Genomic DNA, 23,748 nt, shown 5'->3' on the forward strand with positions numbered 1-23,748 from the left:
CGCATTCGAAGAGGTACGTGAATGACGATTCGAGTCTACCTGGTGGATGACCACGCGCTGGTCCGCACCGGGATGAAGATGATTCTGTCGGGGGAAACCGACATCGAGGTGGTGGGCGAAGCCGAGACCGGCGAAGACGCGCTGCGTGAAGTCCGCCAGCTGCTGCCCGATGTGGTGCTGTGTGACCTGCATCTGCCGGGTGTGAGCGGCATGGAAGTGACCGAGCGCATCGTCCGCAGCCACCGCAATACCCGCGTGGTGATCGTGTCGGTGCTGGAAGATGGCCCGCTGCCGAAGCGGCTGCTCGAGGCTGGCGCCGCCGGTTACATCGGCAAGGGCTGCGATGCGCAGGAGCTGTTGCGCGCAGTGCGTGACGTGGCCGGTGGCCGCCGTTACCTGGGCACCAGCATCGCGCAGAACCTGGCGCTGTCGACGGTGGAAGGCAACGGTTCGCCGTTCGACAGCCTGTCCCCGCGCGAGCTGGAAGTGGCACTGCTGCTGACCCAGGGCCTGCGCCAGGAAGACATCGCGCGGCGGCTGAGCCTGAGTGCGAAGACGGTGAACACGCACAAGGCGCGGTTGTTCGAGAAGATGGGGATCCACGACAACATCGCGTTGGCGCGGATGGCGAGCCAGTACGGGCTGGTGGATCCGGCACGGCCGCTGTAAGGGTTTCGGCCAACGGCTGAGCCCCTCGCGGTGTGCGGCAGGATTCGTGGGGTTGGCCCTGCGGAGGGATTGCGCAGGGCCAACCCCACGAATCCATCCCTGGAGGCTCGGGCGCGCCATCCATGGCGCTTACGCCCCTGCGCAATCCCTCCGCAGGGCCACGGACAGGTTCCGTGCGCGTCCACCGCGGAATGAAGAAGGAAGAGCAGGAGCGGGTCGCGCGCTGTGTGCGCTCGTCGCCCGGGGTCGGATCCCTTTCCCGGTGGGAAAGGGCTCTGACCCTTGATGATGCCGGAGCCGAGCGTGGGCTCGGCTCTACCCCTTTGCCGGGCTCAGTGGCCGCGCACGCGCTTGATGATCTTCGCGGCGTCGGCGGCGCTGGCGCGCACCTTGTCCCATGCGCCGTCGGCGATCCAGTTGCCCGGCACCATCCACGAACCGCCGATGCAGACCACGTTCTTCTGCTCCAGGTATTCGGCGGCGGTGTTTTCGGTGATGCCACCGGTCGGGCACAGCTTGAGATCGGCGACCGGGCCGGCCAGACCCTTGATCATCGCCAGCCCGCCCACGGCCGTGGCCGGGAACAGCTTGCACACGCGGAAGCCGCGCGCATACAGCGACAGCAGCTCGGTCGGCGTCGCCGCACCCGGCACTACCGGCAGCGGTGCCGCCGCCAGTGCATCGGCCAGCGCCGGTGGCGTACCCGGGGTCACCAGGAAGTCCGCGCCCGCATCGATCGACTGCTGCATCTGCTCCACGGTCAGCACCGTACCGGCGCCCACCACCACGTCCGGCAGCTCACGCTTGAGCATCGCCAGCGCTTCCATTGCCACTGGCGTACGCAGGGTCAGCTCGATCGCCGGCAAGCCACCTTCCAGCAGCGCCGCGCTGACTGCACGCGCCTGGTCCAGCGTATGAATCGTCACCACCGGCAAGATGCCCGCCGCATGCAACAGCTCCGCCGCCTTCACCTGATGTTGTTCGATACCCATGCTTTTGCCCTTGCCTTTGCTCTTCTTGATTCAGTGGCCGCAGCGCAAATGACGCGCCGGGAATTGTCCAAGGGCAGTAGAGCGCCCTGGCCGGGACCGTGAGCGGCATGGATGCCGCGATCGAGCCCCCATGGATGGGTTTACGGCGTGTCCCGGCCAGGGCGCTCTACTGCCCAGGCCGGGAAGCCTGCCGCGGCTTTTCGCTTCAGGCGTCCTTCGCCTCATGCGGCGCCGCCGCCGCTGCGGCATCGTGCCCCAGCTCATATTCCGCGTCATACTCCCACGGCCCGCCATCAGCCGCCGCCGGCCCGCACGAAATCGAAATCGCACCCTGATCAGCCGGACCCACCACGCGACGGTTGATCGCGAACAGGTTGCGGCCCAGGTCATGCGCAGCCGGTGCTGTGTTCGGCGCCAGCGGACGTGCCGCCCATTCGGCCGCGTCCACCAGCACTTCCAGCGTGCCAGCCTCGCCATCCAGGCGGATCATGTCGCCCTCGCGGACCTTGGCCAGCGGACCGCCGCGTGCCGCTTCCGGCGTCACGTGGATCGCCGCCGGAATTTTGCCCGAGGCGCCGGACAGGCGACCGTCGGTGACCAGCGCCACGCGCCGGCCCTGGTTCTGCAGCAGTCCCAGCAGCGGCGCGAGCGAATGCAGTTCGGGCATGCCGTTGGCACGCGGGCCCTGGTAACGCACCACCGCCACGAAGTCCTGCGGCAGCAGGCCACCGGCGTGCAGCTTGTTCAGCACCTGCGGTGCATCGACCACCACGGCCGGCGCTTCGATCGTGCGGTACTGCGGCTTCACCGCCGACAGCTTGATCAGAGACTTGCCGAGGTTGCCGCGCAGCAGGCGCAGGCCGCCCTGGTGCTCGAACGGATTGTCGACGCCACGCACCACTTCGTCATCGGCGCTGCGTTCCAGGCCCGGCAGGTAGACCAGCTGGCCATCGCGCAGCTGCGGTTCGCGTGCGTAGTCGGCCATGCCGCCGCGCGCCACGCTGACCAGATCGCCGTGCATCAGGCCCGCCTTGATCAGCTCGCCAAACACGAACGCCGGGCCGCCAGCGGCCGCGAAGCGGTTCACGTCGGCCTCGCCGTTCGGATAGACGCGGGCCAGCAGCGGAATCAGCTGCGACAGTTCGTCGAAGTCGTCCCAGGTCAGCACGATACCGGCGGCACGCGCCACTGCGATCCAGTGGATGGTGTGGTTGGTCGAACCGCCGGTGGCCATCAGCGCGATGACGGCGTTGATGATCGCGCGCTCGTCGATGATCCGGCCCAGCGGACGGAAGTCGTCGCCCAGTGCGGTGATGTCCAGTGCACGTTCGGTCGCTTCGCGGGTCAGCGCGTCGCGCAGCGCCGTGCCCGGATTGACGAACGACGCGCCCGGCAGCTGCACGCCCATTGCTTCCAGCAGCACCTGGTTGGAATTGGCGGTGCCGTAGAAGGTGCAGGTGCCGGCGCCGTGGTACGAGGCGGACTCGGCTTCCAGCAGCTCTTCGCGGGTGGCTTCGCCGGCGGCATAGCGCTCGCGCACTTCCGCCTTCTGCTTGTTGGGGATGCCCGGGGTCATCGGGCCGGCCGGCACGAACACCGCCGGCAGGTGGCCGAAGGCCAGCGCACCGATCAGCAGGCCGGGCACGATCTTGTCGCACACGCCGAGGTAGACGGTGGTATCGAACATGTCATGGCTGAGGCCGATCGCCGTGGCCTGGGCAATGACATCGCGCGAGAACAGCGACAGTTCCATGCCGCCGCGGCCCTGGGTGACGCCGTCGCACATCGCCGGCACGCCGCCGGCCACCTGTGCCGTAGCACCGAGCTCGCGGGCGATCTCGCGGATCTGCTCGGGATAGGTCTCGAACGGCTGGTGCGCCGAGAGCATGTCGTTGTAGGCGGTGATGATGCCCAGGTTCGGCGTTACGCCGCCGCGCAGGCGGCTCTTGTCGGTGCCGCCACAGGCGGCGAATCCGTGGGCGAGGTTGCCGCAGCTCAGGCGGCTGCGGAACGGGCCTTCGCGCAGGGAGGCGTCGATCGCGGCCAGGTAGGCGGCACGCGAGGCGGCGCTGCGGCGGATGACGCGCTCAGTGATGGCTTGCAGTTGCGGATGGAGGCTCATTGGCTACCGGCGTTCAAGGTGGCGAGAGGCAAGCGGCGGCAGGGCGCCGCCGCCGACATCAATCAGCCCAGTGGACGCGCAGGCGCGCGCCTTCCAGGTTGATCGCGTTGAGGATCGGGTACTGCTGGGGGTCGTTGCTGTCCAACGCCTGGCGCAGCACCTGCAGCTTCTGCTTGCCGCGCAGCAGCAGCAGGCGCTGGCGGCATTGGCGCAGCCCCTGCGGGGTCAGCGTGATGCGCAGCGGCCACTGGTTCGCGCCCGGGCAGCCGGTGGCATCCAGCGCGGCATAGGGCAGGGCGCTTTCCAGTGCGCGGGCCAGGTCCTTCGAGCCCGGGAACAGCGAGGCGGTGTGGCCATCGTTGCCCATCCCCAGTGCCACCAGGCTCGGCGGCTGGCTGTGCTGGGCCTGCAGGTTGGCGGTGTAGACGCATTCCTGCAGCGGCTTGCCGATGCGCACCAGCGGATCGAAATGCGCACCTTCGGCACGCTTGAGCAGGTGCTCGCGCACCAGCCATGCGTTGCTGTCGCGATCCTGCGGCGACAGCCAGCGCTCGTCGGCCAGGCTCACTTCAACCCGGTCCCAGTGCACGTCCAGTTCGGCCAGCGCCTGGTAGACCGGTGCCGGCGTGGTGCCGCCGGACAACAGGATGCGGGCGCGGCCCACTTCATTGATGTCGTGGTTGAGGGTCTGCGCCATCTCGGCGGCTACCGCTTCGATCCAGCCGTCGGCATCGCCGTGGTGGATGAACTCGACGCGGTCGTCGTGGAAGGTGGGGCTCATGCGGCAACTCCAGGTGCGTCACGTTCGGCATCGGCGGCATAGGCGGCGGCGCCCAGCAGTCCGGCATGGGGATGCATCACGGCCAGCGACGGCACCCGCGCCATGATCGAAGAGAACCGCCCCTTGTGTTCGAAGCGCTGGCGGAACCCGGAGTGCTGCAGCGAATCGAGCATCTTCGGGGTCAGTCCACCGGTGAGGAACACGCCGTCCCAGGCGCCCTGGGTCAGTACCAGGTCGCCGGCAATGGCGCCGAACACGGCGCAGAACACATCGACGGTGCGCATTGCCTGCGGATCGCCATGCAGGGCGCGGGCGGTCACGTCCACCGGCTGCAGCTGGCCCGGGTCGATACCGGCCATCTCGCACACCGCGCGATGGATGTTGACCAGGCCGGGGCCACAGATCAGGCGCTCATTGGAGACGCGGCCGAATTGCTCGGACAGGATCTCCAGGATGCGGATCTCCTCCGGCGTTCCCGGCGGGAAGCTGACATGGCCGCCTTCGGTTTCCAGCGGGTAGCAGCGGCCGTGGCGCAGGATCAGGCCCCCGACGCCGAGCCCGGTACCGGGCCCGATCACCGCATAGTTGCGTGGCTGGCCCGGCTTGCCCGGGACCCAGGCGGCGCCACCGACCTGGACCACGTCCTCGGGTTGCAGCAGCGAGATCGCCATTGCCTGTGCGGCGAAGTCGTTGATCAGGTGCAGCTCGTCAAAACCAAGCATCGCCGCGGTGCGGCTGCGCGAGATCACCCACGGATGATTGGTGATGCGTGCCTCGTCACCGTCTACGCGGCCGGCCACCGCGAACACGCCGCGGCTGGCGGCAGCGCCGATCTGCTCAAGGTGATGGCGGGCGGCATCGCCAAGCGACGGGAACTCCGCCACTGCGTACTCGCGGATGCTCTCCTTCAGCAATGGCGCGTCCAGCGAGGTGTCGGCCAGGGCGAAGCGGGCGTTGGTGCCACCGATGTCGGCGACCAGCACCGGCTGCGAGTTGGCACTCATGCCGACGCCTCGCTGTCCGGTGCGTCCACGCCCTGCGGCAGGAACTCCGTTGCGTTGCTCGGGCCCCATTGGCCGGCGGGATAGGGTTCCAGCGGCAGCTTGGCCTCCTTCCAGGCGTCGGCCACGCTGTCGATCCACGCCCAGGCGGCGCGCACTTCGTCGTCACGCACGAACAAGGTGTGGTTGCCGTTGAACGCATCCAGGAACAGGCGTTCGTACGCGATGCGGCGATGCAGGCCGGTCGGCACCGACAGTTCCAGTTCCAGCGGATGCAGTTCCAGCGCGCCCCATTCCGGGCCGGCCAGGCTGCTCATCAGTCCCAGTTCGATGTTCTCCTGCGGCTGCAGCTGGAACACCAGGCGGTTCGGTGCGGCCTGGGCGCGCTGCGGGCGCTCGAACAGCCAGTGGGTGACCGGCTTCAGCGTGACCACCACGCGGGTGGTGCGCTCGGGCAGGCGCTTGCCGGTGACCAGGTGGAACGGCACGCCGCTCCAGCGCCAGTTGTCGATGTGCGCGGTGACGCCGGCGAAGGTTTCCACGTCGCTGCCTTCCGGCGGCTGGTAGGCCTGCGCCGGCTGGCCGTTGATGGTACCGGCGGTGTAGCGGCCGCGGATGCTGTCACGCGCGGCGTGCCTGGCATCAAGCGGACGCAGCGCGCGCAGCACCTTGACCTTCTCGTCGCGGATGCGATCGGCTTCCAGCGAGGCCGGCGGCTCCATCGCCACCATGCACAGCAGCTGCAGGATGTGGCTCTGCACCATGTCGCGCAGCGCGCCGGAGCGGGCGTAGTAGGCGTCGCGGCCATCCACGCCTTCGCTCTCGGCCACCAGGATGTGCACCGATTCGATGTAGTTGCGGTTCCATACCGCTTCCAGCAGCGTATTGCCGAAGCGCAGGGCGATCAGGTTCTGCACCGCCGCCTTGCCCAGGTAGTGGTCGAGACGGAACACACGGTCCTCGTCGATCCACTGGCCGATGGTGCTGATGATTTCCTCGGCGCTCTCGCTGTCGCTGCCGATCGGCTTCTCCAGCATCAGGCGTGCCGGCGCGGCGAGGGCGCCACCCTTGGCCAGGCCTTCGCAGGTGGAGATGTACAGGCCCGGCGGAATGGCCAGGTAGCTGACGCACTTGCGATGCACCAGATCGGAGACGGCGGCGGCGACAGAGTCGACGTCGCGCAGGTCGACCGAACGGTAGTCGATGCGGCGCAGCAGGCCGTTGATGTCGTCCTGCGAGGCCATCGGCATGGCCTGCTGCAGGCGCGGGCGCAGGATGTCATGGAAGGCTTCGGTGTCATGCCCGGACAACGCCAGTGCGCGGATGCGGAAGTCCTCCGGCAGCAGGCCGTCGCCAAGCAGGCGAAGCAGCGAAGGGAACAGGTAGCGCTGGGCCAGATCACCTGTGGCACCGAACAGGAAGAGGGTGTCGTGCATCGCTCGAGTTTCAGATCCGGGTGACATCGTTGTCAATCGCTTCATGGCTGGGTTCGGGGGACATCCGCGCAACTGCCTGTCCGAGGTTCGTTGGGGGCGTTCTCCGGGGCACCGGAAGACCGTTCCATTCGAAACCACTACCCCGGCGGAACCTTCGTTCAACCGCCGACGCAGATCGGTGCGCACCGATCATCGGATAGTGCCACGTGAAAACGTTTACATGGCAGAATGGGCAACTGTATTCGATTGCAGTGCTCGCCGTCATGCGGCAAGCGCGCAATCATCACTGCCATCGGGAGGGCCGAGGCAGTCCCAAAAGACAGCCCGGCTTCGGGCGGACCGGATAGGTGATATGGCAAAAGTGCAGTTGCAGGGTGTGCGCAAGGTCTATGACAACGGCCAGGTCGCGGTGAAGGACGCCACCTTCGAGGTCGCCGATGGCGAGCTGATGGTGCTGGTCGGTCCCTCCGGCTGTGGCAAGTCGACCCTGCTGCGGATGGTGGCTGGCCTGGAAGAGATCAGCGGCGGCACGCTGACCATCGGTGATCGCGTGGTCAACGATGTGGCGCCGAAGGATCGCGACATCGCGATGGTGTTCCAGAGCTACGCGCTGTACCCGCACATGACGGTGGCCGAGAACCTGGCCTTCGGCCTGAAGCTGCGCGGCCATGACAAGGCCACCATCGACAAGCGCATCGCCGAGGCGGCGCAGACGCTGGGCCTCACCGAGATGATGGACAAGCTGCCCAAGGCGATGTCCGGCGGCCAGCGCCAGCGTGTTGCGCTGGGCCGGGCGCTGGTGCGCGAGCCGGCGGTGTTCCTGCTCGACGAGCCGCTGTCCAATCTGGATGCCAAGCTGCGCCACAGCGTGCGTACCGAAATCGCGCAGCTGCACCGCAAGCTGGGCACCACCATGATCTACGTGACGCACGATCAGGTCGAGGCGATGACCCTGGGCCAGCGCATCGTGGTGCTGAAGGACGGCATCATCCAGCAGATCGATACGCCGATGGCGCTGTACGACCGCCCGGCCAACCTGTTCGTGGCCGGCTTCCTCGGCAGCCCGGCGATGAACGTGCTGCGCGGCACGCTGCAGGGCGACGCCGGCGGCGTGACCGTGGTCGACGGCGAGTGGCGTGCACCGCTGGGCCAGGCCACGATCGATCCGGCATGGCTGCAGAAGCCGATCGCGGTGGGCGTGCGTCCGGAACACCTGCAACCGGCGGTCGCCGATGATACGCATGCATTCACCGCGCGCATCGAAGGCATCGAGCCGGTCGGCAACGAGATCTTCGTCAACCTGAGCAGTGGCCAGCACGCGCTGACCATGCGCGTGGCGCCGCAGGCGCTGCCGGCGGTGGGCGAGCAGATCCGCGTGGCGATCCACCCGCAGGGCCTGCATTTCTTCAGCGCGGAAACCGGCGAGCGCCTGTAACGGGTAGGGCCGGCCGCTGGTCGGCAGCCTCAACCGTGCTTGGTTGCCGGCCAGCGGCCGGCACTACCATTTCAGGCGTGCGGACCAACGGTCCGCACCCACCAGTGCAGATCCCCACCAACCTGCTTCAGCGTGCCAATCCATCCAGCAACGGCACGCGCTGCGCGATGGCATCACCCACCTGCAGGTCAGCATCACCGGCCTCCAGCGGCAGCACCGCCAGCGCCAGGTCGCCGGCCACGCTGGCGATCGTGCCCAGCGCCGCGCCATCCTGCTGCACGCCATCGCCGGCCTGTGCCGGTGTTGCGGTATGCAGCAACTGCACCGCGCGCTTGGCCTTGCCGAGGAAGTGGGTGCGGGCGACGATTTCCTGGCCGGGATAGCAGCCCTTCTTCACGCTGTAGCCGTTCAGGCGGTCCAGGCCCAGCTGCTGCGGGGTCCACACCTCGCGCTGGCCTTCTTCCAGCCGCGGCAGCCCGTAGCGCAGGTCGGCCTGGCGCCAGGCCAGGGCGAAAGCGGCCTCATCGGTTTCGCTGCCGGCTGCAAAGGCATCGGCGGCGCCAATGCGCAGGGTGCGCGGCAGGGCATCGCTGCCCAGGTCCAGTTCCCAGCCATCACCTGCGGCCTGCGCAATCGCAGCGCCGCTGGCGGCCTCGGGCGCAGTGAATGCCCCGGCCGCCGCCAGATCATCGCGCACCAGCACCTTCACCTTGCGGCGGAACACGAAGCGCTGCAGTTGCGACGCAATCGCATCGGCATCGCCATCCGCCAGCACCAGCATCAGGTGGTCGTCGGCCAACCGCAGCAGCTGGAACACCGCCAGGGTGCGGCCCTTGGCGCTCAACCAGGCACTCCACTGCCAGTGCAGCAGGGGCAGGGCGGTGACATCGCTGCTGAACTGGGCGTGGGCAAAGACAGCCGCATCCGGGCCCTGCAGGCTCAGCAGCTGGTGGCCGGGCAGGCGCGGATATCCGACGAAAGCAGGGGGCAGGTTGTCAGGCACGTGAACGAGGTCTAAAATTTGTGCGTTGCGAGACCGAACATGATAGGCCAAACAACCCCCACTCCCGACGACGAATCTGAAGCCCCGCTGGTCCCCGCGGCACCCGTGCCCGTGGAACAGGAAAAAGCAGAAGAATTCGGCGGCCGCGGCGGACTTGATCCGGTGCGGTATGGCGATTGGGAGAAAAACGGACGCTGCATCGATTTCTGATCAGCATTGAGCCAACGCGGCCGCGTGCCGCCCAGCCGAGACAACGAGCCCAGCGAATGGCGACCAGACAACGCCCACTTTCCCCGCACCTTCAGGTGTATCGCTGGCAGATTCAGATGGCCACCTCGATCCTGCATCGAGCCACTGGCGTCTTTCTGTCTGTTGGTGCCCTCATCATCGCTGCCGGCCTGCTGGCCCTGATGATGGGGCCCGAGTCCTGGAACTGCTTCACCGGCCATGCCGGGGCCTGGTATGGCCGCGTGTTCCTGTTCGCGTGGACATGGTCGTTCGCCTATCACCTGTGCAATGGCATCCGCCATGTGGTGCAGGACTTCGCCATCGGCTTCAGCATCCCCGCCTTCATCCGCAGCAGCTGGCTGTCGGTCACCGGCAGCCTGGTGATCACCCTGCTGGTGTGGGCCTATGTGATGTTCGGAGGTGCCGCGTGAGCAAGTTCCGTACCCCGTTGAAGAACGTGCGTGGCCTTGGCTCGGCCAAGACCGGCACCGAGCACTTCGTGCATCAGCGCCTGACTGCCGCCGCGCTGGTGGTGCTGGGTATCTGGTTCCTGGTCTTCGTGCTGGGCCTGCTGGGCTCGGACTACGCGACCGCCGCCGCCGCCGTGGCCAAGCCGTGGAACGCAGTGCCGCTGATCGGCCTGCTGATCGCCATGTTCTGGCACGCGCAGCTCGGCATGCAGGTCGTGCTGGAAGACTACATCCACGAATCGCTGCTGGCCCTGGTGCTGCAGACCGCGGTGAAGTTCGTCGCCGTGCTCGGCATGATCGTCAGTGTGTTTGCGGTGGGCCGCATCGCCCTCGGCGTTGCCTGAGCCCAGGCACCAACACAGGAATCCAGATTAGATGTCCGCTTACAAGATCACCGAACACAAGTACGACATGGTCGTGGTCGGCGCCGGCGGCGCCGGCCTGCGCGCCACGTTCGGCCTGGCCGCCAAGGGCCTGCAGACCGTGTGCCTGACCAAGGTCTTTCCGACCCGTTCGCACACCGTTGCCGCCCAGGGCGGTATCTCGGCCGCACTCGCCAACATGGGCGAAGACGACTGGCGCTACCACTTCTTCGACACCATCAAGGGGTCGGACTGGCTGGGCGACCAGGACGCCATCGAGTACATGTGCCGTGAGGCCATCCCGGCCATCATCGAGCTCGAACACTACGGCGTGCCGTTCTCGCGCACCGCCGAAGGCAAGATCTACCAGCGTCCGTTCGGTGGCATGACCACCAAGTACGGCGAAGGCCCGGCGGCGCAGCGTACCTGCGCGGCGGCCGACCGTACCGGCCACGCGATGCTGCACACCCTGTACCAGCAGTCGCTGAAGCACGATGCGCGCTTCATGATCGAGTACTTCGCGCTCGACCTGATCTTCGACGACGAAGGCGCCTGCCGCGGCGTGCTGGCCCTGGACATGTCCGACGGCACCCTGCACCTGTTCCGCGCCCAGGGCGTGGTACTGGCCACCGGCGGCTACGGCCGTGCCTACTTCAGCGCCACCTCGGCACACACCTGCACCGGCGACGGTGGCGGCCTGGCCATGCGTGCCGGCATCGCCATGCAGGACATGGAGTTCGTGCAGTTCCACCCGACCGGCATCTACGGCGCCGGCTGCCTGATCACCGAGGGTGTCCGCGGTGAAGGTGGCATCCTGCGCAACAGCAGCGGCGAGCGCTTCATGGAGCGCTACGCGCCGCACTACAAGGACCTGGCCTCGCGCGACGTGGTCAGCCGTTCGATGACCATCGAGATCCGCGAAGGCCGCGGCGTCGGCGAGCACAAGGACCACATCCTGCTCGACCTGACCCACCTCGGCCCGGGCGTGATCGACGACAAGCTGCCGGGCATCGCCGAAAGCGCCCGCATCTTCGCTGGCGTCGACGTGCACAAGCAGCCGATCCCGGTCATCCCGACCGTGCACTACAACATGGGCGGCATCCCGACCAACTACCACGGCGAAGTGGTGCAGAAGGTCGGCGACAACGACAATGCCGTGGTGCCGGGCCTGTACGCCATCGGTGAAGCGGCCTGCGTGTCCGTGCACGGCGCCAACCGACTGGGCTCGAACTCGCTGCTGGACCTGGTGGTGTTCGGTCGTGCGGTGGCCAACCGCTGCGCCGAGACCATCAAGCCGGGCGCATCGCACAAGCCGCTGCCGGCCGATGCCTGCGACAAGGCGCTGGGCCTGCTGGACAAACTGCGCCACGCCAACGGCGATACCCCGACCTCGGTCATCCGCGATCGCATGCAGCGCACCATGCAGGCCGACGCGGCCGTCTTCCGCACCAGCCAGACGCTGAAGGAAGGCTGCGAGAAGATGGACAAGATCTTCGACTCGTTCCAGGACGTGAAGGTCTCCGACCGTTCGCTGGTGTGGAACTCGGACCTGATCGAGACCTACGAGCTGAACAACCTGCTGCTCAACGCGGTGGCGACGATCAACTCGGCCGAACAGCGCAAGGAAAGCCGTGGTGCGCATGCGCATGAGGACTATCCGGACCGCGACGACGTCAACTGGCAGAAGCACACCCTGGTCAGCGTCGACGAGAAGGGCAAGTGCAGCTTCGACTACCGTCCGGTGCACATGTACACGTTGACCGACGACGTGTCCGTGGTGCCGCCGAAGCCGCGCGTGTACTGATCCGACCCCGCCTACCATGCAATCCGCGCCCAAGGGCGCGGGCCGCCTGAGCCAACGAGAGCAGCCATGGCCGAGTTTTCACTCCCCAAGAATTCCAAGATCACGAAGGGCAAGCACTTCCCCGTCAAGAACGGCGGGAAGAACGTGCGCACCTTCAAGATCTACCGCTGGAGTCCGGACGACGACAGCAACCCGCGCACCGATACCTATGAAGTTGATCTGGACGCCTGTGGCCCGATGGTCCTGGACGCCCTGATCAAGATCAAGAACGAGATCGACCCGACCCTGACCTTCCGCCGCTCCTGCCGCGAAGGTATCTGTGGTTCGTGCGCGATGAACATCGATGGCACCAACACCCTGGCCTGCACCCGAGCCATCTCGGACTGCGGCAAGAAGGAAGTGCCGATCTACCCGCTGCCGCACATGAACGTGGTCAAGGATCTGGTTCCGGACCTGACCCACTTCTACGCGCAGTACGCCTCGATCAAGCCATGGATCCGCACCCAGACCCCGGCACCGCCGGACCGTGAGCGCCTGCAGTCGCCGGAAGACCGCAAGAAGCTGGACGGCCTGTACGAGTGCATCCTGTGCGCCTGCTGCTCGACCAGCTGCCCGAGCTACTGGTGGAACGGCGAGCGTTACCTGGGCCCGGCGATCCTGCTGCAGGCCTATCGCTGGATCATTGACTCGCGCGATGAGGACACCGGTGCGCGCCTGGACGATCTGGAAGATCCGTTCAAGCTGTACCGCTGCCACACCATCATGAACTGCGCCCGGACGTGCCCGAAGGGCCTGAACCCGGCACTGGCGATCGCCGAGATCAAGAAGCTGATGATGGAACGCCGCGCCTGATACGGTCCGGCTGTACCCGGTAGAGCCACGCCATGCGTGGCTACACCTCCCAGCAGAGCCACGCCATGCGTGGCTTTGCTGCATCTGGAGAAACACGATGGAAGAAGACGTTCTGCTGAAGAAGCTGCGCTGGCGCTGCCGCCGCGGCATGCGCGAGCTGGACCAGCTGTTCGGCCGTTACCTCGACCACGAATGGAGCACTGCGCCGACCGAGGAGCGCGAGGTTTTCCTGTTCCTGCTCGACTGCGAGGACGATAAGTTGTGGCGCTGGTTCATGGGCTACGAGGCCTGCCCGCATGCGCACGCAGTCCCCCTCATGCAGAAGATCCTCGCCCTCAAGCCTTGAGTGGCGGCCCTCACGGCTGCAGGCCGCCGCCCAGCTGGCGGTGCTGCTGGCCGCGCCCTGGCTGCTGCGCGCATCGGATCTACCGCCCCGGCTGCTGACGCCCGCGGTGTTGCTGGCCTGGGGCATCGGGTTGGCCGAACTGGCCTGGCGCCAGCGTAGGCCACGCGTGCAGGTGCTTCTGCCGGTACCGCCCGAGCCGCTGCAGGTGGCCGGGCAGGGCGTCGATGCACCACAACTGGTCGTGCGTGGGCCATGGCTGTTGTTGCTCTGGCGTGAGGATCGGCGCCGTCGGCGCCTGCTGTTCTGGCCGGATGTGCTCGATTCCGGGCAGCGACGTGAACTGCGACTGGCCGTCGCCGCACGCGGCGTTTCCCGTCGGCCCCGGTCGATGGCACCATAAGCTGAATTGACCGGCGTGCCTGCATGTTCAAACCCATTCCCGTGGCCATTGGCCTGCGCTACCTGCGCGCCAAGCGCCGCAACGGCTTCATCTCCTTCATCTCGATGGCATCGATCCTGGGCATCGCGCTCGGCGTGACGGTGCTGATCACCACCCTGGCGGTGATGAGCGGTTTCCAGAAGGAAATCCGCAGCCGCCTGCTGCAGATGACCGCGCACACCACCATCAGCCGCGACGGCGAGCCGATGCCGGACTGGATGCGCGTGGTCGACGTGGCCAGCAAGGACCCGCGCGTGGCCGGTGCTGCGCCTTACATCGAGATCCAGTCGATGATCAGCGGCCCGCGCGTGCAGGGCGCAATCATCCAAGGCATCGATCCGGCGCTGGAGCCGAAGGTGTCGGTGATCGACAAGAAGGTCACCAAGGGCAGCTATGACAGCCTCAAGCCGGGCAGCTTCAACGTGCTGCTGGGCAAAGAGCTGGCGGTCTGGCTGGGCGTGGACGTTGGCGACCAGGTGCTGGTGACCTTTGCAGAAGTGCAGGGCACGCCTGCTGGCGCAGTGCCGCGGATGAAACGCTTCACCGTCAGCGGCATCTTCGAGGCCGGCTACAACGAGGTCGACCGCGGCGTCGGCTTCGCCAACATGCAGGACCTGGAGCGCGTGCTGCGTTCCGATGGCGCTACCGGCGTGCGGCTGAAACTGCACGACATGGACCGCTCGCTGGAAGTGGGCGTGGACCTGGCGCAGAGCCTCGGCGGCGCGTACCGGGTAAGTGACTGGACCCAGCAGAACGCCAACCTCTACCACTCGCTGCGCATGGAGAAGGTAGTGATGGGCATCCTGCTGTCGCTGATCATCGCCATGGGCGCTTTCAACCTGGTGTCGTCGCAGGTGATGCTGGTCACCGACAAGCAGGCCGACATCGCCATCCTGCGCACCCTTGGCCTGACTCCGGGCGGGGTGATGCAGGTGTTCATGGTGCAGGGTTCGCTGATCGGCATCTTCGGCACGCTGGCCGGCCTGATCGGCGGCATCACCCTGACCCTCAACCTGGAGCGCATCCTCGGCGCCATCGAGAGCGTGTTCAACGTCAAGCTGCTGCCGGAGGATGTGTACTACATCACCGGCCTGCCGACCGACATGCAGACCGGCGACGTGGTGGCGATCACCGTGGTCGCGCTGCTGATGAGCTTCCTGGCCACCCTGTATCCCGCCTGGCGGGCAGCACGCACCCAGCCGGCGGAGGCCCTGCGTTATGAATAAGGTCTTCAACCGCGGCGACGAAGTGATCCGCGCCGAAGCACTGGGCAAGACCTACGCCGAAGGGCGCATGCAGACCCCGGTGTTCGATGGCCTGGACCTGACCGTGACCGCCGGCGAGACGGTGGCGATCATCGGTGCCTCCGGCGCCGGCAAGAGCACGCTGCTGCACCTGCTGGGCGGCCTGGACATTCCAACCGCCGGCGAGGTCTACGTGACCGGGCAGCGCATGTCGGCGCTGTCGGATACCGTGCGCGGTCTGCTGCGCAACCAGGCGCTGGGCTTCGTCTACCAGTTCCATCACCTGCTGCCGGAGTTCACCGCGCTGGAAAACGTGATGATGCCGGTACTGCTGGCTGGCACTGCGGTAGCAGAAGCGAGCAGCCGGGCCACCACGCTGCTGGAAGCGGTCGGCCTCGGCCACCGCCTGGATCACAAGCCGGGCGAGCTGTCTGGTGGTGAGCGGCAGCGTGCTGCGGTGGCGCGGGCACTGGTCAATCACCCAGCCTGCGTGCTGGGTGACGAGCCGACCGGCAACCTGGATGACCGCACGGCCGCCACGGTGTTCGAGCTGATGCTGGAACTGAATCGTGCGCGTCACACCAGCCTGGTGCTGGTCACCCACGACCGCAGCCTGGCGCGCCGCCTCGACCGGGTGCTGGAGCTGCGCGAAGGGCGCTTGCACGCACTGGCCCATGCCGACGTCTGAGGCGCCGGGGCCGCTTTGGTGGAAGCCGACCCTGGTCGGCTGCTCCTGCAGGGCAGGCGCCAACCAAGGTTGGTGACTTCCGGAATCCGGGGCCTTGGGTCTGCTCTGGTAGAGGTCGGCCTTGGTCGACCGCCGACCAGCGCCTGAATGGGGCTGTCGGTCGTCGCGCCGGCGTTGCCGGCCCGGGCGCATGATGGCGACAGTTCCCCGAGGAGATCGCCATGAAGACCCCGTTCCTGGTGGCCGGACTCTGCCTGGCGCTGGCCGCGTGTGCGACCACTGGCCGGCTCAGCAGCGCCGAGAAGCTTGACCTGTACCGTGCCCATGCCGGTGCGCCGCAGAACGACATGCAGTTCTTCGGCACCCTCAATGGCTGGACCGAGCTGGGTGACAGCGCGCTTGCGGTATGGACGCGTCCCAGCGAGGCCTACCTGCTGGAGTTGAGGGGGCCCTGCCAGGATCTGCCATATGCCACCGCCATCGGCCTGACCAGCCAGATGAATCGTGTTTCGGCGCGTTTCGACAAGGTGCTGGTGCGCGACCCTACCGGCGGCCCGCGCCTGCCGTGCTTCATCGACAGCATCCGCAAGCTGGATGTGAAGGCACTACGCGCTTCCGAGCAGGAGCTGCGCCAGGCGCAGGTGCAGGAGCGCGAGGAAAACACCGCGCCGGCGAAATGATCAAAAAAGGGGACGGAGGGGATTAAGTCGTTTGTGGTACAAACGACTTAATCCCCTCCGTCCCCTTTTTTGTTCGCAGCCGGCACTACCTGTGCGTCAGGCTTCCGGAGTGAAGCCGGCCGGCTTTTGCGCGTCCTTCTCGAACAGGAACTTGACCAGTTCGCCTTCAAGGAACGCGCGATGTTCCGGCGTACGCGGCGACAGGCGGTTCTCGTTGATCAGCATGGTCTGGTGCGCCAGCCACGCAGCCCAGGCCTGCTTGCCGATGTTGTTGAAGATGCGCTGGCCCAGCTCGCCGGGGTAGGGCACGAAGTCCAGGCCCTCGGCATCGCGTTGTTCGTACTGGCAGAAGACGGTTCGGGGCATGGCACTCACTCGTGGTTGCGGGGTTTCTTGGAAGTTCGTTTTGGCGTCTTGATCGTCGCGCCGTCGAGCAGTTTGCGGATCGGCGCGGGCAGGCCCAGCGCGCGCAGTTCATCGTAGGCGACCCAGCGCAACGTGGGTTCTTCCACGCGCAGGCCGTTCACCTGGCGCGACAGTACCTGCAGGTGCAGCCTGTAGTGACTGAAGGTGTGCTGCAGCACTGGCAACTCCTCGGCGTCTTCCAGCGAACCTTCAACATGCGCATCGAACCAGTCCTGCAGGTCGCTGCCGGCCTCGGCCTGCGGCAGCGTCCACAGTTGCGCCCAGATGCCGGTGTCCGGCCGCTTCTGCAGCAGCACGCGCTGCTGGGGGTCGCGCAGCAGCAGGGCCACTGCTTCTCGTTCGGGCAGGGTCTTGCTGGGCTTGGGCGTCGGCAGTTCGGCAGTGCGGCCTTCGCGGCGCGCCACGCACGCGTCCTGCAGTGGGCAGATCACGCAGGCGGGTCTGGCGCGGCTGCACACGGTCGCGCCCAGGTCCATCTGCGCCTGGGTGTAATCGGCCATGCGCCCGGTCGGCACCTGCGCCACGTGCGCCTCGGCGATCGCCCACAACTGCTTCTCGATGGCCGGAAGGCCCGGGAAGCCGTCGATGCCGTGGTAGCGGCTGAGCACCCGCTTGACGTTGCCATCGAGGATCGCGAACGGGTCGTTCCAGGCCTGGCTGAGGATCGCACCGGCGGTGCTGCGGCCGATGCCGGGCAGGGCATGCAGCGCGTCGAAGTCACGTGGCAGGTCGCCGTCGTGCAGTTCCACGCAGCGCTTGGCTGCCGCGTGCAGGTTGCGTGCGCGGGCGTAGTAGCCGAGCCCGGCCCACTGCGCCATCACCGCGTCATTGCTGGCGGCGGCGAGGTCGGGCAGGGTCGGGAAGTGCTGCAGGAACCGCTGGAAGTACGGGATGACCGTACTCACCTGGGTCTGCTGCAGCATGATTTCCGACAACCAGACCCGATAGGGGCTGCGCGGATGCTGCCAGGGCAGGTCGTGGCGGCCGTGGTCGTCGAACCAATGCAGCAGGTGGGCGACGAAGTCGTCGGTCTGCGTGGTTCCGGCGCTGGCGTGCGGCTGGCGGGGCATCGGTATTCCGGAGGTGGGCAGCCACCCATGGGGGGCTCTACCGGGCTGCAGTAGAGCCACGCCATGCGTGGCTGCACGGTCTATCAGGCACCCAGCGCTTCGGGCAGCAGGGCGTCAACGAAGGCTTCCGGATCGAATACGCGCAGGTCTTCCGGGCGCTCGCCGATGCCGGCGAAACGGATCGGAATGCCGAACTCGCGGGCCAGCGCGAACACCACGCCGCCCTTGGCAGTGCCGTCCAGCTTGGTCACCACCAGGCCGGTCACGTTCACCGCGGCATTGAACTGGCGCAGCTGCGACAGCGCGTTCTGGCCGGTGGTGCCGTCGATTACCATCAGTACTTCGTGCGGTGCAGTGGCGTCGATCTTGCCGAGCACGCGGCGGATCTTGCCCAGCTCGTTCATCAGGCCGGACTGGGTGTGCAGGCGGCCGGCGGTATCGGCGATCAACACCGAGGTGCCACGGGCCTTGCCGGCCTGCAGCGCATCGAATGCCACCGAAGCGGCATCGGCGTTCTGCCCTTGGGCGACCACGGCCACGCCGTTGCGCTCGCCCCAGGCCTGCAGCTGTGCGACGGCGGCGGCGCGGAAGGTGTCGCCGGCGGCAAGCATCAGGCTGTGGCCTTCATCCTTGAAACGCTTGGCCAGCTTGCCGATGGTGGTGGTCTTGCCAACGCCGTTGACGCCGACGGTCAGCACCACGAAGGGCTTGGCATTGCGGTCGATCACCAGCGGCTTGGCCACCGGCTGCAGGATCGCGATCAGCTCGGCGCGCAGCGCGGCCAGCAGCGCATTTGCATCTGCGAACTCGCGCGACTTCATGCGCTTGCGCAGCCCCTCGACCAGATCGGTGGTGGCACCCACGCCGACGTCGGCGGTGATCAGGGCGGTTTCCAGCTCGTCCAGCAGGTCGTCGTCGAGTTTTGGGTTGCGCGAGAACAGGCCACCGAAGCTGCGCGCGATGACGCTGTTGCGCAGGCGTTCGCGCCAGCCGGGCTTGCCGGCAGGAGCCGGAGCAGCGTCGACCGAGGCGGCAGCAGGCAGGTCGTCGGTGACCGGTGCCGGGGTGGGCTCGGGCAGCGGTGCGGGTGCCGGTTCGATGGCCGGGGTCGCGATGGGGGCGACGTCGATCTGCGCCGTCGGCGCAGGAGCTGCCGGAACCGCTGCGGCTGGGGCCGGAATCGCCGGGGTGGGCTCGACAGCGACCGGAACGGCGGTTGCCGGGGGCGGCTCGACCGGTGCAGGCTCGGCCGGTACGGCTACCGGTGCCGGCTCCTTGTCCTCGACCGGCGCGGCCGACGGAAACGCCGCCGCCAGCTCTTCAGCCGAGTAGTGCTGGGTCTTGGGTGCCTCCGTTGCGGGGGCATCCTGGGGCTTCTTGCGGCGGAAAAAACTGAGCATTGGCAAAAGGCGCTGAAATCAGAGGGATATGCTACCACTCAGGCCTGTCGGGCCGATGTGGACTCAAGGTCGCGGCCGGCCGGCCGTTAACCGGTCCGGAGGGCTGCGCAGGGCGGTCCGGAGACCGCCATGAACAACGTGATGGGAATCGCCCTCGGCGGGATGCGTGCGGCCCAGCAGGGCGTGCAGGTGGCCGCGCACAACGTGGCCAACCTGGCGACTCCTGATGCCCAACGCCTGCAGCTGCAACGCAGTACGGTGGAGCAGGGCGGGGTGCAGGCCGCGGTGACCCCTACCGGCGCCGATGTCAGTGCACCACTGGGTGATCTGCTGGCAGCGAAAGCCGAGGTGGTGGCTTTCGCTTCCAACGCCGCGGTGATCCGACGCCAGGACCAGATGCTGGGCTCGCTGCTGGATCGCGAGGCCTGAACCCGCTCGCCAAGTGCCAACCGCCGCCTGTGGTGGGTGCCAACCTTGGTTGGCACGCTCGATCCGCCCTGGCAGGTGCCAACCAAGGTTGGCCTCTACCAGAGCATCGCCGGGCCATGCCCGGCGACCACCTTGTCGATCAGGCCGACAGCTCCAGCAGCAGCTTGTTCAGGCGCGCCACATAGGCGCCCGGATCCTTCAGGCTGTCGCCGGCGGCCAATGCAGCCTGGTCGAACAGCACCCGGCCCAGATCGTCGAAACGCGCGCCATCGGCTTCAGCATCCAGCTTGGCGATCAGCGGATGGCCCGGGTTGATCTCCAGCACCGGCTTGCTGTCCGGCACCTTCTGCCCGCTGGCTTCCAGGATCTGGCGCATCTGCAGGCCCAGGTCCTGTTCGCCGATGGCCAGCACCGCCGGCGAATCGGTCAGGCGGTGCGAGACGCGCACGTCGGCCACGTCATCGCCCAGCACCGTCTTCAGTCGCTCGACCAGGCCCTGCTTGTCCTTGGCCGCTGCTTCCTGTTCCTGCTTGTCCGCTTCGGTTTCCAGCGCGCCCAGGTCGAGGTCGCCGCGGGCGATGTCGACGAAGCCCTTGCCGTCGAAATCGGTCAGGTAGCCCATCAGCCACTCGTCGATGCGGTCGGTCAGCAGCAGCACTTCCACGCCCTTCTTGCGGAACACTTCCAGGTGCGGGCTGTTGCGCACCTGGCTGTAGCTCTCGCCGGTCAGGTAGTAGATCTTGTCCTGGCCTTCGGCCATGCGGCCGAGGTAGTCAGCCAGCGACACGTTCTGCGCATCGCCGTCGCCACGTGTGGAGGCGAAGCGCAGCAGGCCGGCCATCTTCTCGCGGTTGTTGTAGTCCTCGGCCGGGCCTTCCTTCAGCACCTGGCCGAATTCCTTCCAGAACGTGGCGTACTGCTCCGGCTTGTCTGTGGCCAGCTTTTCCAGCATGTCCAGCGAGCGCTTGGTCAGCGCGGCCTTCATCGAATCGATGACCGGGCCGGACTGCAGGATCTCGCGCGAGACGTTCAGCGACAGGTCGTTGGAATCGACCACGCCCTTGATGAAGCGCAGGTACAGCGGCAGGAACTGCTCGGCCTGGTCCATCACGAACACGCGCTGCACGTACAGCTTCAGGCCCTTGGGGGCATCGCGGTGATACAGGTCGAACGGCGCGCGGCCGGGCACGTACAGCAGCGAGGTGTATTCCAGCTTGCCTTCGACCTTGTTGTGGCTCCATGCCAGCGGATCGCTGTGGTCGTGTGCCACGTGCTTGTAGAACTCGGTGTACTCGGCGTCGCTGATCTCGGTGCGCGGGCGGGTCCACAGCGCGCTGGCGCGATTGACGGTTTCCCATTCGACCGCGGCGCCTTCTTCGCCACCTTCCTTCGGCATCTGGATCGGCAGGCCGATATGGTCCGAATACTTCTTGAGGATGCCGCGCAGGCGCCAGCCATCGGCGAAGTCGTGCTCGCCGTCCTTCAGGTGCAGCACGATGCGGGTGCCGCGCTCGGCCTTGTCGATGGTGGCCACTTCGAAATCGCCTTCGCCGCGCGAGGTCCAGCGCACGCCTTCGCCTGCAGCCAGGCCGGCGCGGCGCGAGGTCACTTCCACTTGGTCTGCAACGATGAAGGCACTGTAGAAGCCGACGCCGAACTGGCCGATAAGCTGCGAATCCTTTTTCTGGTCGCCGGACAGCTGGCGCAGGAAATCGCCGGTGCCGGACTTGGCGATCGTGCCGAGGTGGGCAATGGCCTCGGCGCGGCTCATGCCGATGCCGTTGTCTTCGATGGTGATGGTGTGGGCGGCGGAGTCGAAGCTGACGCGCACGCGCAGCTCGCTGTCACCTTCAAGCAGGGCCGGCTGGGTCAGGGCTTCGAAGCGCAGCTTGTCGGCAGCGTCAGCGGCGTTGGAGACCAGCTCGCGCAGGAAGATCTCCTTGTTGGAGTACAGCGAGTGGATCATCAGCTGCAGCAGCTGCTTGACTTCGGTCTGGAAGCCAAGGGTTTCGGTCTGGGTGGTCTCGGTCATCGATAGGGCTCCATGTGCAATGCCGCGCCAGCGCGTGCGGCCTCGCCAAGGGGTATGGCTGATTGTCCCGAAATCAAGGGGTTGGTCGGCAGGGCTTGCAGCCCTGCACCTGCAGAGGCCGATGCAACAGCAACAGCAACATCAACAGCAGCAGCAGCAGCAGCAGCGGGCTATCCGTGGGATGGCGGGGCGGTGTGGGTTGGCAGGACACGCCGTGAACCCATCCATGGGGGCTCGATGGCGCCATCCATGGCGCCAACGGTCCTGCCAACCCACACCGCCCCGCCTCTGACAGGTTCACGCGGCTGTTGGCAGGTGTCGACCTTGGTCGACACATCTGTCAGATATCGATACATCAAATGGGGTCAGATCCGTTTTCCGCAGGAAAACGGATCTGACCCCAAGAGACGTTCCGGCAGATCGCAGGAAACTGTCGAAGGCGGGGTGGGGCAGGTTGTGGGGGTGTCCGCGGCATGGATGCCGCGGCCAAGCCCCCATGGACGGGTTTACGGCGTCCCCCACAACCTGGCCCACCCCGCCTACCCACAGGAAACCAGCTTTTGCCGTTGCTCTGGCTGTTGCTTCGGCCTCTGCGGGTTCCGGGCGCCGCCCGGACGACTACAATCCCGCTCATGCTGAAATTCTCGAATGAACCCCGCCGGGGGCGCCTGTGAGCGGCCGTGGGAGCAATGACGGCCAGGTCCGCATCATCGGCGGTCGCTGGCGCAATACCCGCCTGCCGGTGCCGACCCTGCCGGGGCTGCGGCCCAGCAGTGACCGCGTGCGCGAGACCCTTTTCAACTGGTTGATGCCCAGACTGGGCGGCGCGCGGGTGCTGGACCTGTTCGCCGGCAGTGGCGCGCTGGGCCTGGAGGCGGTCTCGCGCGGTGCCGCCCACGCCACCCTGGTCGAGCGCGACGCGCAGCTGGGACGCAATCTGAGCGCGGCCGTGGCGAAGCTCCAGGCCGCCGATCAGATCACCGTGGTGCAGGCCGATGCCCTGCGCTGGCTGCAGGGCGCGCCCGCGCAGCAGGCCGATCTGGTCTTCATCGACCCGCCGTTCGCCGATGGCCTGTGGCAGGACGTGCTGGCGCAGCTGCCGCGGCACTTGGCCGCCGATGCCTGGCTGTACCTGGAATCGCCGGCCGGCCACGTGCCGGTGCTGCCGCCGGACTGGCTGCTGCACCGCGAGGGCGGCACCCGCGAGGTGCGCTTTGCCCTGTACCGCCGCGCCACTGCTACACTTTGACCTCATCTGAACATCTGCATCCGCCCATGACCGTGGCCAACCGCCGCATTGCCGTCTATCCCGGCACGTTCGACCCGATCACCAACGGTCATATCGACCTGGTCAGCCGGGCCGCGCCGCTGTTTGAAAAGGTCGTGGTGGGCGTGGCGCAGAGCCCGTCCAAGGGCCCGGCGCTACCGCTGGAGCAGCGCGTGCAGCTGGCGCGTGGCGCACTCGGCCACCATGGCAACGTCGAGGTCATCGGCTTCGACACCCTGCTGGCCCATTTCGTCCGTTCGGTCCAGGGTGGGGTGCTGCTGCGCGGCCTGCGCGCGGTGTCCGACTTCGAGTACGAGTTCCAGATGGCCAGCATGAACCGCCACCTGATCCCCGAGGTCGAGACCCTGTTCCTGACCCCGGCCGAGCAGCACAGCTTCATTTCGTCCTCGCTGGTCCGCGAGATCGCGCGCCTGGGCGGCGACGTGTCCGGCTTCGTGCCGGCCGCGGTGCTCGAAGCCCTGCGCAAGGTCCGCGAAGCGAAGGCGGCACAGTCGTAAGCCCCGCTGTACCCGCACCCCATTACGTACAACACCACGCACCATTCCGGGAGG

Annotated in this window: 25 protein-coding genes; 15 read left to right on the plus strand and 10 right to left on the minus strand. The window is 67.0% G+C overall.

Annotation, left to right across the window (positions count from 1 at the left end; genetic code table 11):
* The first annotated feature begins 21 nt into the window (after nt 1-21).
* On the plus strand, nt 22-669 hold the full coding sequence (locus ACSYAO_RS07975; RefSeq protein WP_004153112.1) for a response regulator: 648 nt from the start codon (nt 22-24) through the stop codon (nt 667-669).
* A 332-nt stretch (nt 670-1,001) separates the two neighbouring features.
* Here ACSYAO_RS07975 and eda read toward each other — a convergent pair whose 3' ends face one another.
* From eda to zwf, 5 genes are all read right to left on the minus strand, one after another.
* A complete protein-coding gene (gene eda / locus ACSYAO_RS07980; RefSeq protein WP_049460644.1) occupies nt 1,002-1,661 on the minus strand; it encodes a bifunctional 4-hydroxy-2-oxoglutarate aldolase/2-dehydro-3-deoxy-phosphogluconate aldolase in 660 nt (219 codons plus the stop codon).
* Between the two features lie 205 nt (nt 1,662-1,866).
* Nucleotides 1,867-3,783, minus strand: coding sequence for a phosphogluconate dehydratase (gene edd / locus ACSYAO_RS07985; RefSeq protein ID WP_099562576.1), 1,917 nt, complete (start codon nt 3,781-3,783; stop codon nt 1,867-1,869).
* 58 nt (nt 3,784-3,841) lie between these two features.
* On the minus strand, nt 3,842-4,564 hold the full coding sequence (gene pgl / locus ACSYAO_RS07990; protein ID WP_076739263.1) for a 6-phosphogluconolactonase: 723 nt from the start codon (nt 4,562-4,564) through the stop codon (nt 3,842-3,844).
* On the minus strand, nt 4,561-5,568 hold the full coding sequence (gene glk / locus ACSYAO_RS07995; protein WP_005412971.1) for a glucokinase: 1,008 nt from the start codon (nt 5,566-5,568) through the stop codon (nt 4,561-4,563). The genes pgl and glk overlap by 4 nt, the downstream gene beginning before the upstream one ends.
* Nucleotides 5,565-7,001, minus strand: coding sequence for a glucose-6-phosphate dehydrogenase (zwf, locus tag ACSYAO_RS08000; protein WP_005409072.1), 1,437 nt, complete (start codon nt 6,999-7,001; stop codon nt 5,565-5,567). The genes glk and zwf overlap by 4 nt, the downstream gene beginning before the upstream one ends.
* A 352-nt stretch (nt 7,002-7,353) precedes the next feature.
* Here zwf and ACSYAO_RS08005 point away from each other — a divergent pair, with 352 nt between their 5' ends.
* On the plus strand, nt 7,354-8,436 hold the full coding sequence (locus ACSYAO_RS08005; RefSeq protein WP_076739262.1) for an ABC transporter ATP-binding protein: 1,083 nt from the start codon (nt 7,354-7,356) through the stop codon (nt 8,434-8,436).
* A 127-nt stretch (nt 8,437-8,563) separates the two neighbouring features.
* Here the strand turns inward: ACSYAO_RS08005 and ygfZ are convergent, their stop codons facing one another.
* Complete coding sequence (ygfZ, locus tag ACSYAO_RS08010) at nt 8,564-9,439, minus strand: CAF17-like 4Fe-4S cluster assembly/insertion protein YgfZ (protein WP_076739261.1); 876 nt, start codon at nt 9,437-9,439, stop codon at nt 8,564-8,566.
* A 39-nt stretch (nt 9,440-9,478) separates the two neighbouring features.
* On the opposite strand from ygfZ, the gene ACSYAO_RS08015 reads away from it, so the two are divergent.
* The 10 genes from ACSYAO_RS08015 to ACSYAO_RS08060 all read left to right on the plus strand — a co-directional run bounded on the left by ACSYAO_RS08015 (nt 9,479) and on the right by ACSYAO_RS08060 (nt 16,552).
* Nucleotides 9,479-9,649, plus strand: coding sequence for a DUF1674 domain-containing protein (locus ACSYAO_RS08015; protein ID WP_005409075.1), 171 nt, complete (start codon nt 9,479-9,481; stop codon nt 9,647-9,649).
* A gap of 56 nt (nt 9,650-9,705) precedes the next feature.
* Nucleotides 9,706-10,098, plus strand: a complete 393-nt coding sequence (gene sdhC / locus ACSYAO_RS08020; RefSeq protein ID WP_005409076.1) for a succinate dehydrogenase, cytochrome b556 subunit — start codon at nt 9,706-9,708, stop codon at nt 10,096-10,098.
* Nucleotides 10,095-10,481: a succinate dehydrogenase, hydrophobic membrane anchor protein gene (sdhD, locus tag ACSYAO_RS08025; protein ID WP_005409077.1), complete on the plus strand. Its 387-nt coding sequence runs from the start codon at nt 10,095-10,097 to the stop codon at nt 10,479-10,481. The genes sdhC and sdhD overlap by 4 nt, the downstream gene beginning before the upstream one ends.
* A gap of 31 nt (nt 10,482-10,512) precedes the next feature.
* A complete protein-coding gene (sdhA, locus tag ACSYAO_RS08030; protein WP_005409078.1) occupies nt 10,513-12,303 on the plus strand; it encodes a succinate dehydrogenase flavoprotein subunit in 1,791 nt (596 codons plus the stop codon).
* 66 nt (nt 12,304-12,369) lie between these two features.
* Nucleotides 12,370-13,155, plus strand: coding sequence for a succinate dehydrogenase iron-sulfur subunit (locus ACSYAO_RS08035; RefSeq protein ID WP_005409079.1), 786 nt, complete (start codon nt 12,370-12,372; stop codon nt 13,153-13,155).
* Between the two features lie 97 nt (nt 13,156-13,252).
* The gene (locus tag ACSYAO_RS08040; protein ID WP_049406791.1) at nt 13,253-13,501 is read left to right on the plus strand and encodes an FAD assembly factor SdhE; all 249 of its coding nucleotides are present in this window, start codon (nt 13,253-13,255) and stop codon (nt 13,499-13,501) included.
* Nucleotides 13,452-13,901 carry a hypothetical protein gene (locus ACSYAO_RS08045; protein ID WP_076739260.1) on the plus strand — a complete coding sequence of 150 codons (450 nt, stop codon included), beginning with the start codon at nt 13,452-13,454 and terminating at the stop codon, nt 13,899-13,901. The genes ACSYAO_RS08040 and ACSYAO_RS08045 overlap by 50 nt, the downstream gene beginning before the upstream one ends.
* Before the next feature lie 23 nt (nt 13,902-13,924).
* A complete protein-coding gene (locus ACSYAO_RS08050) occupies nt 13,925-15,166 on the plus strand; it encodes a lipoprotein-releasing ABC transporter permease subunit (protein ID WP_049395491.1) in 1,242 nt (413 codons plus the stop codon).
* Nucleotides 15,159-15,872 carry a lipoprotein-releasing ABC transporter ATP-binding protein LolD gene (lolD, locus tag ACSYAO_RS08055; RefSeq protein WP_076739259.1) on the plus strand — a complete coding sequence of 238 codons (714 nt, stop codon included), beginning with the start codon at nt 15,159-15,161 and terminating at the stop codon, nt 15,870-15,872. Before ACSYAO_RS08050 ends, lolD begins: the two co-directional genes overlap by 8 nt.
* Before the next feature lie 221 nt (nt 15,873-16,093).
* Complete coding sequence (locus ACSYAO_RS08060; protein WP_060379931.1) at nt 16,094-16,552, plus strand: DUF6491 family protein; 459 nt, start codon at nt 16,094-16,096, stop codon at nt 16,550-16,552.
* Between the two features lie 96 nt (nt 16,553-16,648).
* On the opposite strand, the gene ACSYAO_RS08065 is transcribed toward ACSYAO_RS08060, so the two are convergent.
* The 3 genes from ACSYAO_RS08065 to ftsY form a co-directional block, all read right to left on the minus strand.
* Nucleotides 16,649-16,918: an oxidative damage protection protein gene (locus tag ACSYAO_RS08065; protein ID WP_005409085.1), complete on the minus strand. Its 270-nt coding sequence runs from the start codon at nt 16,916-16,918 to the stop codon at nt 16,649-16,651.
* Between the two features lie 5 nt (nt 16,919-16,923).
* Nucleotides 16,924-18,048 carry an A/G-specific adenine glycosylase gene (gene mutY / locus ACSYAO_RS08070; RefSeq protein WP_065183333.1) on the minus strand — a complete coding sequence of 375 codons (1,125 nt, stop codon included), beginning with the start codon at nt 18,046-18,048 and terminating at the stop codon, nt 16,924-16,926.
* 83 nt (nt 18,049-18,131) lie between these two features.
* On the minus strand, nt 18,132-19,448 hold the full coding sequence (gene ftsY, locus ACSYAO_RS08075; RefSeq protein ID WP_012479774.1) for a signal recognition particle-docking protein FtsY: 1,317 nt from the start codon (nt 19,446-19,448) through the stop codon (nt 18,132-18,134).
* Between the two features lie 129 nt (nt 19,449-19,577).
* Between ftsY and ACSYAO_RS08080 the strand changes: the two genes are divergently transcribed.
* Complete coding sequence (locus tag ACSYAO_RS08080; protein ID WP_012479775.1) at nt 19,578-19,877, plus strand: hypothetical protein; 300 nt, start codon at nt 19,578-19,580, stop codon at nt 19,875-19,877.
* A gap of 139 nt (nt 19,878-20,016) precedes the next feature.
* On the opposite strand, the gene htpG is transcribed toward ACSYAO_RS08080, so the two are convergent.
* Nucleotides 20,017-21,909 (minus strand): molecular chaperone HtpG, encoded by a 1,893-nt coding sequence (htpG, locus tag ACSYAO_RS08085; RefSeq protein WP_076739258.1) that lies wholly within the window; start codon nt 21,907-21,909, stop codon nt 20,017-20,019.
* 670 nt (nt 21,910-22,579) lie between these two features.
* Here htpG and rsmD point away from each other — a divergent pair.
* Both rsmD and coaD read left to right on the plus strand, forming a co-directional pair.
* Nucleotides 22,580-23,158, plus strand: coding sequence for a 16S rRNA (guanine(966)-N(2))-methyltransferase RsmD (gene rsmD / locus ACSYAO_RS08090; RefSeq protein WP_099562575.1), 579 nt, complete (start codon nt 22,580-22,582; stop codon nt 23,156-23,158).
* Nucleotides 23,159-23,184: 26 nt separating this feature from the next.
* Nucleotides 23,185-23,694: a pantetheine-phosphate adenylyltransferase gene (coaD, locus tag ACSYAO_RS08095; protein ID WP_005409091.1), complete on the plus strand. Its 510-nt coding sequence runs from the start codon at nt 23,185-23,187 to the stop codon at nt 23,692-23,694.
* Nucleotides 23,695-23,748 lie beyond the last annotated feature (54 nt).

The sequence above is a fragment of the Stenotrophomonas sp. STK16_22 genome, from assembly GCF_051984505.1.
Lineage (GTDB): Bacteria > Pseudomonadota > Gammaproteobacteria > Xanthomonadales > Xanthomonadaceae > Stenotrophomonas > Stenotrophomonas maltophilia_A.